Genomic DNA, 12,137 nt, shown 5'->3' on the forward strand with positions numbered 1-12,137 from the left:
CCTCCCGCGTGTACGGCATGCGGACCGGAGTCACGAAACATCCTCGACGACCGGGTATGCCGGACGGGTCCGAGGGTATGTGCGCGGGATCATGGGGAACTCGGATCTGATCTTCGCGGTGGCGGGCGTGGGCGCCCTGCTGGCGGCCATCCTGCCGCGGGTGCTCAAGCGGCGGCCCTTCTCGCTGCCGCTGGCGTGCCTGCTGGGCGGGCTTCTCCTCTACATCCTGCCGATCGGCCTGCCCCCGCTGGATCCGGTGACCCAGCGGACGGCGGTCGAGCACATCACCGAGATCTGCGTGATCATCTCGCTGATGGGCGCGGGGCTGGCGATCAACCGGCCCTTCGGCTGGCGCAGGTGGTCCTCGACCTGGCGTCTGCTGGGCGTGACGATGCTCCTGACCGTCGGCGCCGTCACCGTCGCGGCCCAGGGCCTGCTGGGCTGGCCGGTGGCCGCGGCCCTGCTGCTGGGGGCCGTGCTCGCCCCGACCGACCCGGTGCTCGCCTCGGACGTCCAGGTCGGTGAGCCGGTCGACTCCGAGAAGGCCGACGACGAGGTGCGCTTCGCCCTCACCTCGGAGGCCGGGCTCAACGACGGGCTGGCCTTCCCGCTCGTCTACGCCGCGATCGCGGTGGCCCTGGCCGGGGGCTCGGCGTGGGCCGGGGAGTGGGCGCTGGTCGACCTGCTCTACCGGTGCGGCATGGGCGTGCTCGTCGGCCTGCTGGCCGGCAAGGCGCTGGGCCGGATGTTCTTCCGCGCGCAGCGCCCCGACCTGCGGCTGGCCGAGCACCGCGAGGGCTTCGTCGCGCTGGCCGCGACCTTCCTGGCCTACGGCCTCACCGAGCTGGTGCAGGGGTACGGGTTCATCGCGGTGTTCGTCACGGCGTGCACCATCAGGGCCGCCGAGCGCACCCACGGCTACAACGGTGTGCTGCACGGCTTCATCGAGCAGATCGAGCGGTTGCTCACCGCCTGGCTGATCCTGCTGCTGGGCGGGTTCGTGGCCGGCGGCGGACTGGCCTGGCTCACCTGGCAGGGGGCGGCGACCGGGCTGCTGCTGCTCCTGGTGATCCGGCCGCTGACCGGCTGGCTGGGCCAGCTCGGCGGCCGGGCGGGCCCCCGCGAACGGGGAGTGATCGCCTTCTTCGGGATCCGGGGGATCGGCTCGCTGTACTACCTGGCCTACGCCCTGGGCCACGCGGACTTCGGCGTGCCCGCCCGGGAGATATGGGCGGTGGTGGGCTTCACGGTGCTGGTCTCGGTGGTCCTGCACGGCGTCACGGCCACGCCGGTGATGGCGAGGCTGGACCGGATGCGCGCCCGCGCGGCCGAGGGCACCAGCGGCGAGCCCGCCGCCCAGCACCTGTGAGGCCGGGGCGGAACTCCCGCCGTGCTCCATGCGCGTGCCGTCCGCAGGCGGTAGAGTCGGGCACCGAACAGGTGTTCGGCGGGTGGGAGGCAGGTCAGTGCGGGTGGCCGAGCTGCGGGTGATGGGGGTCGACCCGGGGCTGACCCGGTGCGGGCTCGGGGCGGTCGAGGGACGGCCCGGGGCGCCGCTGAACCTGGTCAAGGTGGGGGTCGTGCGCACCTCTCCCGACGACGAGATCGGGGCCAGGCTGGTGGCCGTCGAGGCCGGGATCGAGCAGTGGCTCGACGAGGTCAGGCCCGACGCCGTGGCCGTGGAGCGCGTCTTCGCCCAGCACAACCTCCGGACCGTCATGGGGACCGCGCAGGCCTCGGCCGTGGCCATCCTGTGCGCCTCGCGGCGGGGGCTGCCCGTGGCGCTGCACACCCCGTCGGAGGTCAAGGCCGCGATCACCGGCAGCGGCACGGCGGACAAGCAGCAGGTCGGCACCATGGTGACCAAGCTGCTCCGGCTGGACGCCATGCCCAAGCCCGCCGACGCCGCCGACGCCCTCGCGCTGGCCATCTGCCACGTGTGGCGGGGCGGCGTGCAGAACCGGCTGGCCGAGGCGGCGGCCCGCGCGGCCGCGGGCCCGGGTGCGACGGGCACGACCGCGGCGGCCTACTTCCGCGACCGCGCCGGATATTCGAGAGGAAGAAAGCAGTGATCGCCTCCGTGCGGGGACAGGTGACCGCGATCGCGCCCGACGGGGCGGTCGTCGAGGTCGGGGGGATCGGCGTGCTGGTGCACTGCACACCGGCCACGCTCGCGACGCTGCGCGTGGGGGAGGAGGCCCGGCTGGCCACCTCCCTGGTGGTCCGCGAGGACTCCCTCACCCTGTACGGCTTCGCCGACAGCGACGAGCGCCGGGTCTTCGAGCTGGTGCAGGGCGCCAGCGGGGTCGGGCCCAAGGTGGCGCTGGCCATGCTCGCCGTGCACACGCCGAACACGCTCCGGGTCGCCGTGGCGAGCGCCGACGTCAAGGCGCTGACCCGGGTCCCCGGCGTGGGCCCCAAGGGCGCACAGCGGATCATCGTGGACCTCAAGGACAAGCTGGGCGCCCCCGAGGAGGCGGTCAACGCCGCGCTCAACGGCCGCGCGGTCGTCTCCCCCTGGCGCGAGCAGGTCCATTCCGGCCTGGTCGGCCTGGGCTACTCCGCCAAGGACGCCGACGAGGCCGTCGCCGCGGTGAGCCCGCAGGCCGACGCCGAGCTGGCCGAGGGGCGCACCCCGCAGGTGGCGGTGCTGCTGAAGGCGGCGCTGCGGACGCTGAGCCTGCGGTGAGCCGGATGAACCGGGTGGGCCGGGGGAAGCGGGCGGACCGCGTGGGCCGGGGGCTTCGAGGAGCAGGCTGCGGGCGCCGCGGGAAGAACGCGCCCGTCCGGGTGGAGGCGGGCTGAAGTGGGTTCGGAACGCGATCTGGTGTCGGCCGAGGCCGAGGGCGACGAGCGGCTGATCGAGGCGGCGCTGCGACCCAAGCGGCTGGAGGAGTTCATCGGCCAGGCGCGGGTGCGCGAGCAGCTCTCGCTGGTGCTGCACAGCGCGCTGCGCCGCAACCGTCCGCCGGACCATGTCCTGATGAGCGGTTCCCCGGGGCTCGGCAAGACGACCCTCTCCATGATCATCGCGACGGAGCTGGGGGTGCCGCTCCGCATCACCTCCGGTCCCGCCCTGGAGCGGGCCGGCGACCTCGCGGCGATCCTGTCGACCCTCTCGGAGGGCGAGGTCCTGTTCATCGACGAGATCCACCGGATGGCCCGTCCGGCGGAGGAGATGCTCTATCTGGCGATGGAGGACTTCCGCGTCGACATCGTGGTGGGCAAGGGACCGGGCGCGACCGCGATCCCGCTGGAGATCGCCCCGTTCACCCTGGTCGGCGCCACCACCCGCGCCGGGCTGCTGCCCGCGCCGCTGCGCGACCGGTTCGGCTTCGTCGCCCACATGGACTTCTACGAGGCCGAGGAACTGGAGCAGGTGCTGCAACGATCCTCGCGGCTGCTCGGGCTGGAGCTGCCCGGCGACGCGGCCCGCGAGATCGCCGGGCGCTCCCGCGGCACACCGCGCATCGCCAACCGGCTGCTGCGCCGGGTGCGCGACTTCGCCGAGGTCCGGGCCGAGGGGGTCATCACCAAGGACGTGGCCGCGGCCGCTCTGAACCTCTACGAGGTCGACGCCCAGGGCCTGGACCGGCTCGACCGGGCGGTGCTGGGGGTACTGCTGCGCAGGTTCGGCGGCGGCCCGGTGGGCCTGTCCACGCTCGCCGTCGCGGTGGGGGAGGAGCCGGAGACGGTGGAGGTGGTCGCCGAGCCGTTCCTCGTCCGCCAGGGTTTACTGGCCCGCACCCCGCGGGGCAGGGTCGCCACGGCCGCCGCGTGGATCCACATGGGGCTGACCCCGCCGCCCGACGCCTTCGGCGCCTCGGTCGTGGCCGATCTCACCGATCAGGACGAGAACTCCTGACCTCCCCCTTTCCCGCCGCGATCGTATTGACTCCATCACGGATCGGTGACAACCATCTCAAAACGGGAACTTCCCCGCGTGCCAGATCGTGACTTCGTTGCCGCGCTCCGAACAGCTCGCCTAAACTCCGTGGCTTGGCTGGCTGTGTAGGCTGACGTGCTGAGCGGCGTGGCCGTATTCGACGTCCGGCGCCAGGCCGGTTTCTTAAGTGAAGGAGCGGCCCCATGGGCGGCAACTACTCAAGCCTTATCATGATCGCTCTAATGGTCGTGGTCTTCTACTTCCTGCTCATCCGCCCGCAGCGCAAGCGGCAGCAGGAGCAGATCCAGATGCAGAACTCCCTCGTTCCGGGGACGCGCGTCATGACCACGACGGGTCTCTTCGCGACCGTGGTGGCGATCGACGCCGACGACGTGATCCTGGAGATCGCCCCCGGTGTCGAGACCCGCTGGGTCAAGGCCGCGATCGGACGGGTGCTGACCCCGGTCGACGACGCCGAGGACACCACCCCCGAGGCCGTCGAGGACGTGACGGAGACCGCCGAGCAGCAGGGCGAGGACCAGGACTCCGCCAGCAAGAAGTCCTGACCACCTCGCCGACAATCCTCTATAGCCGAAAGAACTGACGACCAGTGGCCCGACCGACCAGCGGCCAGAGCAGACCGGGGCGCGTGCTCCTGCTGCTCGTGGCGCTCATTCTCGCCATGGGCGGGGTGATGCTCCTGAACAAGGCGTACACCCCGGAGTATGGCCTCGACCTCGCCGGCGGCACGACCGTGACGCTGCAGCCCATCACGCCGAACGGGAGCGCTCCTTCCGAGGAGAGCATCAACCTGGCCGTGAACATCATCCGGGACCGGGTTAACGGCACGGGCATCTCCGACGCCGAGGTCGCCAAAGCCGGTGACAACATCGTCATCTCCGTTCCGGGAGTGGGACAGGAGGAAGTCGTCAAGCTGGTCGGCACGACCGCGGAGCTGCGCTTCCGCCAGGTGATGGCGATCGCGGCGGGCGCGCCCGCGCCTCCGGGCGAGATGCCGACCCAGGCGCCGACGCCCGCCGCCTCGCCCACGGCCACCGGCGAGGGCCGGCAGAGCACGCCGAAGCCCTCGGCGACCGTTCAGCCGAGCCCGAGCGGCACGCCGGCCGGTCGCGGTCTGTCCTCGGCGCTGACCGATCCGAGCCCCGCCTCCTCGGCCAGGCCCAGCGGCAGCGCCGCGCCGTCGGCGCAGCCGAGCGTCCTGCCGACCGAGGACCCGATGGCGGGCGTCGACCCCACGGGCATCGACCCCGCGGTGCTCAAGGAGTTCGAGGCTCTCGACTGCTCCAAGAAGGACCGCGGCCAGGGCGCCCAGGACGACCCGAACAAGCAGTTCGTCGGCTGCAGCGACGACGGCAGCGCCAAGTACGTCCTCGACAAGGCGGCCGTGACCGGCACCGCGATCGACAGCGCCACCGTGGGCCAGGAGCAGAGCACCGGCGAGTGGCTCGTCCAGCTCTCCTTCAAGGGTGAGGGCCCGCAGCAGTGGTCCAAGGTCACCACGACGGCCTTCAACTCCCAGGCCCCGCGCAACCAGGTCGCCATGGTCCTGGACGGCGTGGTCATCTCCGCCCCGGTCATCCAGGAGCCCATCACCGGCGGCCGGGCGCAGATCTCCGGCAGCTTCACCCAGGTCACCGCCACCGAGCTGGCCAACCAGCTCAAGTACGGCGCGCTGCCGCTGAAGTTCGAGAAGAGCTCGATCGAGGAGGTCTCCTCGACCCTGGGCGCCGACCAGCTCCGCGGCGGTCTCATCGCCGGCGCCATCGGCCTGGCCCTGGTGGTCGTCTACTCGATGCTCTACTACCGCGGCCTGGGCGTCGTCTCGGTGCTGAGCCTCGGGGTGGCCACCGTCCTGACCTACCAGTCGGTGGTGCTTCTCGGCGACTACGCGGGCTTCCGCCTGTCGCTGCCGCACATCATCGGTCTGATCGTCTCGATCGGCATCACCGCGGACTCGTTCATCGTCTACTTCGAGCGGATCCGCGACGAGATGAAGGAGGGCCGCCGCTCGCTGCGCGCGGCCGTCGAGGTCGCCTGGGTCCGCGCCCGCCGTACGATCCTGATCGCCGACGCGGTCATGTTCATCGCCGCCGTAGTCTTGTACTTCCTGGCGGTCGGCGGTGTGGCCGGGTTCGCGTTCGCGATGGGCCTGACCACCCTGATCGACATCGTCGTGGTGTTCATGTTCACCAAGCCGTTCGTCGCGCTGCTGGCCCGCCTGAAGTTCTTCGCCAAGGGGCACAAGCTCTCCGGCCTGGACGCCGAGCGCATGAGCGTCCAGCCGGTCGCCGGCCCCAAGACCGTTTCCCAGGAGGCATGATGGCCGGCCTCGTTAGCCGCCTGTACCGGGGCGAGGTCAACGTCGACTTCGTCGGGCGCAAGAAGCTCTGGTACGGCCTGTCCGCCTTCCTGCTGGCGATCTCCATCGCCGGTCTGGTCATCAACGGGCTGAAGCTGGGCGTGGAGTTCACCGGCGGGTCCGTCTTCTCCTTCAAGGCCCCCGCGGCCAACATCGAGCAGGTCCGCAGCACCATCCTGGACGCCGGCGCGCACCAGGCGATCGTGCAGGAGACCAACAACGGCTGGCGGGTCACCACCGACAGCCTGCCCGCCGACCGGGTGACCTCGGTCCAGAAGGCGGCGGCCGCGGAGTTCGGCCTCCAGCAGAACGACGTCACCGTCCAGGTGATCGGTGCCTCGTGGGGCGGTCAGGTCGCCGACAAGGCCGTCATCGGCCTGATCGTCTTCATGCTGGCGATCATCCTGTACCTGACGATGGCCTTCGAGTGGAAGATGGCGCTGGCCGCCATCGTCGCGCTGGTCCACGACCTGGTGATCACCGCGGGCGTCTACGCCTGGTCCCAGTTCGAGGTCACCCCGGCGACCCTGCTGGGCTTCCTGACGATCCTCGGATACTCGCTGTACGACGCGGTCGTGGTGTTCGACATGATCAAGGAGGTCACCGCCAAGCTCGGCACGACCTCCAAGGTCACCTACACCCAGGCCGCCAACGACGCGCTGAACCACACGCTGATCCGGTCGCTGAACACCACCCTGGTGGCGATCCTGCCGGTGGCGGCGATCCTGTTCATCGGCACCACGCTGTTCGGCGCGGGCACGCTGAAGGACCTGTCGCTGGCACTGTTCGTCGGCATGATCGTCGGTACCTACTCCTCGCTGTGCGTGGCGACCCCGCTGCTGGTGACGATGAAGGAGCGCGAGCCGCGCTACCAGGCGATCGCCCGCAGGCTCGCCGCCACCGGCGGCGGGACCGGCGCCAAGAGCGGACGCCAGCCGGTGACGGCCGGCGCCTCCACCGGCGCCGCGGCCGACGAGAAGCGCAAGAAGAAGTAGATCCGGTGAGGACGATGCCTCCGCTCCCCGCACAGGGGAGCGGAGGCGTTTTCTCGGACGGTTTCCCCGGGGCACGTCCCGCGGAGCGGGACGGCTCCGCGCGACGCGCCCCGATCGGCGTTCTCCAGCAGGGATGTGACCATGAGTGACCTGAGCCGGCTGATCCGGGACCGGATCCGCGACGTGCCCGACTACCCGAAGCCGGGGATCCTGTTCAAGGACATCACCCCGCTGCTGGCCGACCCGGAGGCGTTCGCCGCGGTGACGGACGAGCTGGCGGGACTGCGCTCCGTGGACAAGATCGTCGGCATCGAGGCCCGCGGGTTCATCCTGGCCGCGCCGGCGGCCTACAAGGCCGGCGCCGGGTTCGTCCCGATGCGAAAGAAGGGCAAACTGCCCGCGGAGACGCTCGAGGCGTCATACGATCTAGAGTACGGCTCCGCCACCATCGAGGTTCACCGGGACGCCTTCGCTCCCGGCGAGCGCGTCCTCATCGTCGATGACGTGCTCGCCACCGGAGGCACGGCGCGCGCGGCGGTGGAGCTGGTCCGCAGGGCGGGCGCCGAGGTCGTCGCCGTCGCCGTGCTCATGGAACTGTCCTTCCTCAAGGGTCGAGACCGGCTCGACGGCGTCGAGCTGCATCCCCTGGTGATCGTCTGATTACCCCGGGCGGGCAACAGCCCGGGCCGGTCTGGATACACTGAGGGATCTGGACTCGAACGTGAGGAGTCTGAGTGCCCCGTGATGTGGTCGTGCCCGACGTGACCGCCGGCGGTGGCGGTCCCGACATGACCGTCCCGGCAGGCGATGCCGGTTCCGCCATGTCCGGAGCCACCGAAGAGAAACCGGCGGTGCGGCGAAGGATCGCCCGCTTTGGGGGGCAATGGGGTGGCGCCATGAACCCGGTGCTTGAACCGCTGTTCCGCACGGTCCGCGCGACCCATCCGAAGGCGGACCTGCGGCTGATCGAGCGTGCCTACGACGTGGCGGCCTATCACCACCGCGACCAGAAGCGTAAGAGCGGCGACCCCTACATCACCCACCCGCTGGCCGTGGCGACGATCCTGGCCGAGCTCGGCACCGACGACGAGACGCTGTGCGCCGCGCTGCTGCACGACACCGTCGAGGACACCGCCTACAGCCTGGACGAGCTGCGCGCGGACTTCGGCGACAACATCGCCCTGCTGGTCGACGGCGTCACCAAGCTCGACAAGGTCAAGTTCGGAGACGCCGCCCAGGCCGAGACCGTGCGCAAGATGGTCGTGGCGATGTCCCGCGACATCCGGGTGCTGGTCATCAAGCTGGCCGACCGGCTGCACAACATGCGCACCATGCGCTATCTGCCCGAGCACAAGCGGCAGCAGAAGTCCCGCGAGACGCTGGAGATCTTCGCCCCGCTGGCCCACCGGCTGGGCATGAACACCATCAAGTGGGAGCTGGAGGACCTCGCGTTCGCCATGCTCTACCCCAAGCGCTACGACGAGATCGCCCGGATGGTCTCCAAGCGGGCCCCGCGCAGGGACCTGTTCCTGCAGGAGGTCATCGAGAAGGTCTCGGCCGACCTGCACGAGGCCAAGATCCGCGCCGAGGTCAAGGGCCGTCCCAAGCACTACTACTCGGTCTACCAGAAGATGATCGCCAGGGACGTCGCCTTCGACGACATCTACGACCTGGTCGGCATCCGCGTCCTGGTCGACACGGTCCGCGACTGCTACGCCGCCCTCGGAACGATCCACGCGCGATGGAACCCGGTGCCCGGCCGGTTCAAGGACTACATCGCGATGCCCAAGTTCAACATGTACCAGTCGCTGCACACCACGGTGATCGGTCCCGAGGGCAAGCCGGTGGAGCTGCAGATCCGCACGCACGGCATGCACCACCGGGCCGAGTACGGCGTGGCCGCGCACTGGAAGTACAAGGAGGACATGACCACCTCCGGTCCGGGCGGGGCGAAGCTGAAGCCGGCCAGCGACATGGCCTGGCTGCGCCAGCTGCTCGACTGGCAGAAGGAGACCGCCGACCCGGGCGAGTTCCTGGAGTCGCTCCGGTTCGACCTGTCGGTCTCGGAGGTCTACGTCTTCACCCCGCGCGGGCAGGTGATCGCCCTCCCCGAGGGCGCGACCCCGGTCGACTTCGCCTACGCCGTGCACACCGAGGTCGGCCACCGCTGCATCGGCGCCCGGGTCAACGGGCGCCTGGTGCCGCTTGAGTCCCGGCTGGGCAACGGCGACACCGTCGAGATCTTCACCTCCAAGTCGCCGGACGCCGGCCCGTCCCGCGACTGGCTGAAGTTCGTCAAGTCCGGCCGGGCCCGCAACAAGATCCGCCAGTGGTTCTCCAAGGAGCGCCGCGAGACCGCGATCGAGGCGGGCAAGGAGGCCATCGGCCGCGCCATGCGCAAGCAGGGGCTCCCACTGCAGCGCCTGATGTCCGGAGAGTCCCTCCTGGCGCTCGCCAGGGACCTGCGCTACCCGGATGTCTCCTCGCTCTACGCGGCCGTCGGAGAGGGCCACACGGCCGCGCAGACGGTCGTGCAGAAGCTGGTGCAGTCCCTGGGCGGCGTGGAGAGCGCCGAGGAGGACATCGCCGAGGCCTCGGTCCCGACCAAGCTGCGCGGCCGCCCCCGCGGCGGCGGCGGCGCGGGCGTGATCGTCGCCGGCGACTCCGACGTCTGGGTACGGCTCTCGCGCTGCTGCACCCCGGTGCCCGGCGACGACATCGTCGGCTTCGTCACCCGCGGGCACGGCGTGTCGGTGCACCGCACCAACTGCCCCAACGTGGAGCAGCTGAAGTCCGAGCCCGACCGCCTGGTGGAGGTGGCCTGGTCGCCCGGTGACGACTCGGTCTTCCTGGTCGCCATCCAGGTCGAGGCGCTCGACCGCCCCCGCCTGCTGTCGGACGTCACCCGGACCCTGTCCGACCAGCACGTGAACATCCTGTCGGCGTCGGTGACGACGTCCCGCGACCGGGTCGCGATCAGCAAGTTCACCTTCGAGATGGGCGACCCCAAGCACCTGGGCCACGTGCTGAAGGCCGTGCGCAACATCCAGGGCGTCTACGACGTCTACCGCGTGAGCGGCGCCGGAGGCTGAGGCGCGGAAAGCCCGCGGGCGGGTATGGCGGTGCGGCTCCCCGATGGTGCGGGAGACCCGCGAGCGGGCGTGGTGGAGCCGGCGCGGGTGATGTGATCCGCCGCCCGGTGGGGTGTCCTGTCCCGCGGCGCCGGTACGGCGGAGCGGGACGGCACCCCTGGCGTCGTCGTACGGCGGTGCCGGTCTCGGGGACGCGCGAGCGGATGCGGTGAAGCGGTCCTCGGGTGATGTGGGGAAAGCCCGCGAGCGGGCGTGGTGGAGTCCGCGGGTGATGCGGCCCCTCGTCTCCCGGGTGCCCCGTCCGGTGGCGCCGGTACGGCGAGGAGGTTGACGGGCCTTCGGCGCCGCCGTGCGGCGGGACCCGAACCCGTCAGAGGACCGGAGGAGCCGTCAGGGGCCCATCAGAGAGCCGGAGAGACCCTCAAGGGTCGGAGGCCGCCGGGGGAGGAGAACCCCCCGGCGGCGCCGGATCAAGGAATCCCCGACCGGCGCCGGATCGGGGGATCCCCGGCGGTGCCGGACCGGGGAGCCCCGGCAGCGTCAGGTCAGGAGAACTCGGCGAGCGTGCGCTCGGCCTCCTCCAGCCAGGAACGACGGGCGGCCAGGGCCTCCTCGGCGTCCTTGGCGTCCTTGTCCTTGCCGGCGGCGCGGGCCTTCTCCAGGCGGGTCTCCAGCTGCTCGATGGACTTGCGCAGCTGGTCGACGGTGTTCTGGGCGCGGGCGCGGGCCTCGGGGTTGGAGCGCTTCCACTCCGCCTCCTCCGCCTTGCGGATCGTGTCGTCGATCTTGCGCAGCCCGCCCTCCAGGCGGTCGCGCTGCTCGCGGGGGACCGGGCCGGCCTCCTCCCAGCGCTCCAGGATGCCGCGCAGGGCGGTCCGGGCGGCGCGAGCGTCGGTGACCGGCAGGATCTTCTCGGCCTCGACCAGGAGCTGCTCCTTGATCTCGGCGTTGGCCGCGAGCGAGGCGTCCCGCTCGGCGAAGACCGCGGAGCGGGCCTGGAAGAACTGGTCCTGGGCGCCCTTGAACCGCGCCCACAGCTCATCCTCGACCTCGCGGGAGGCCCGGCCGGCGGCCTTCCACTGACGCATCAGCTCCCGGTAGGCCGAAGCGGTGGGACCCCAGTCGGTGGAGGAGGCCAGGGCCTCCGCCTCCGTCACGATCCGCTCCTTGACGGAGCGCACGCTCTCGCGCTGCTCGTCGAGCCCCGCGAAGTAGGCCTTGCGCCGCTTGGCGAAGGCCGTACGGGCGGCCGACAGGCGCTTCCACAGCGCCGCCTCGGTGACCCGGTCGATCCGCTCGGCGGCCTTCCACTCCTCCACCAGCTGACGCAGGCGCTCGCCGCCGGTCTTCCAGTGGGTCGTGGACTCGGCCACGCTCTCGGCCTCGGCGACGATCCGCTCCTTGACGCCCTTGGCCTCGGCGCGGGCCACGTCACGGGCGGCCTTGACCTCCTCGCGGCGCTGGGCGACCAGCTCCGTGAGGCTGTTCAGCCGGCCCAGCAGCGCGTCGAGATCGCCGACCGCGTGGGCGTCGGTGATCGCTTCCCGGAGCTTGACGATGGTGGCCTCGGCCTGAGAAGGGGGCAGGTCGGTGCCGCGGACGCGCTGCTCCAGGAGCGTGACCTGCCCGGCCAGCTCGTCGAATTTGCGGCGGAAGTAGGCGAGGGCCTCCTCCGGCTCGCCGGCCTGCCAGGACCCGACGGCCCGCTCTCCCTCAGCCGTACGCACGTAGACGGTGCCGTCGTCGTCTACCCGGCCCCACGGGTCGGTGCTCACCGTGTCCTC

10 protein-coding genes are annotated in these 12,137 nt (G+C 71.1%); 9 read left to right on the plus strand and 1 reads right to left on the minus strand.

Annotation, left to right across the window (positions count from 1 at the left end; all coding sequences use genetic code 11):
• The first annotated feature begins 91 nt into the window (after positions 1-91).
• The 9 genes from Psi01_RS24825 (at position 92) to Psi01_RS24865 (ending at position 10,353) form a co-directional block, all read left to right on the plus strand.
• On the plus strand, positions 92-1,369 hold the full coding sequence (locus Psi01_RS24825; protein ID WP_204066490.1) for a cation:proton antiporter: 1,278 nt from the start codon (positions 92-94) through the stop codon (positions 1,367-1,369).
• Positions 1,370-1,481: 112 nt separating this feature from the next.
• Positions 1,482-2,072: a crossover junction endodeoxyribonuclease RuvC gene (gene ruvC, locus Psi01_RS24830; protein ID WP_239128004.1), complete on the plus strand. Its 591-nt coding sequence runs from the start codon at positions 1,482-1,484 to the stop codon at positions 2,070-2,072.
• On the plus strand, positions 2,069-2,689 hold the full coding sequence (gene ruvA, locus Psi01_RS24835) for a Holliday junction branch migration protein RuvA (protein ID WP_204066491.1): 621 nt from the start codon (positions 2,069-2,071) through the stop codon (positions 2,687-2,689). The genes ruvC and ruvA overlap by 4 nt, the downstream gene beginning before the upstream one ends.
• 117 nt (positions 2,690-2,806) lie before the next feature.
• The gene (ruvB, locus tag Psi01_RS24840; RefSeq protein WP_204066492.1) at positions 2,807-3,865 is read left to right on the plus strand and encodes a Holliday junction branch migration DNA helicase RuvB; all 1,059 of its coding nucleotides are present in this window, start codon (positions 2,807-2,809) and stop codon (positions 3,863-3,865) included.
• Between the two features lie 251 nt (positions 3,866-4,116).
• Positions 4,117-4,452 (plus strand): preprotein translocase subunit YajC, encoded by a 336-nt coding sequence (gene yajC / locus Psi01_RS24845; RefSeq protein ID WP_239127994.1) that lies wholly within the window; start codon positions 4,117-4,119, stop codon positions 4,450-4,452.
• An 83-nt stretch (positions 4,453-4,535) separates the two neighbouring features.
• Positions 4,536-6,227: a protein translocase subunit SecD gene (secD, locus tag Psi01_RS24850; protein ID WP_204066494.1), complete on the plus strand. Its 1,692-nt coding sequence runs from the start codon at positions 4,536-4,538 to the stop codon at positions 6,225-6,227.
• Positions 6,227-7,261 carry a protein translocase subunit SecF gene (secF, locus tag Psi01_RS24855; protein WP_204066495.1) on the plus strand — a complete coding sequence of 345 codons (1,035 nt, stop codon included), beginning with the start codon at positions 6,227-6,229 and terminating at the stop codon, positions 7,259-7,261. Before secD ends, secF begins: the two co-directional genes overlap by 1 nt.
• A 141-nt stretch (positions 7,262-7,402) precedes the next feature.
• Positions 7,403-7,921 carry an adenine phosphoribosyltransferase gene (locus Psi01_RS24860; protein ID WP_204066496.1) on the plus strand — a complete coding sequence of 173 codons (519 nt, stop codon included), beginning with the start codon at positions 7,403-7,405 and terminating at the stop codon, positions 7,919-7,921.
• A 161-nt stretch (positions 7,922-8,082) separates the two neighbouring features.
• Positions 8,083-10,353 (plus strand): RelA/SpoT family protein, encoded by a 2,271-nt coding sequence (locus Psi01_RS24865; RefSeq protein WP_239128005.1) that lies wholly within the window; start codon positions 8,083-8,085, stop codon positions 10,351-10,353.
• 545 nt (positions 10,354-10,898) lie between these two features.
• On the opposite strand, the gene Psi01_RS24870 is transcribed toward Psi01_RS24865, so the two are convergent.
• Positions 10,899-12,128 carry a DUF349 domain-containing protein gene (locus tag Psi01_RS24870; RefSeq protein ID WP_239127995.1) on the minus strand — a complete coding sequence of 410 codons (1,230 nt, stop codon included), beginning with the start codon at positions 12,126-12,128 and terminating at the stop codon, positions 10,899-10,901.
• Positions 12,129-12,137: the final 9 nt, after the last annotated feature.

Origin of the sequence: Paraplanobispora siamensis, assembly GCF_016863175.1 — a bacterium.
Lineage (GTDB): Bacteria > Actinomycetota > Actinomycetes > Streptosporangiales > Streptosporangiaceae > Planobispora > Planobispora siamensis.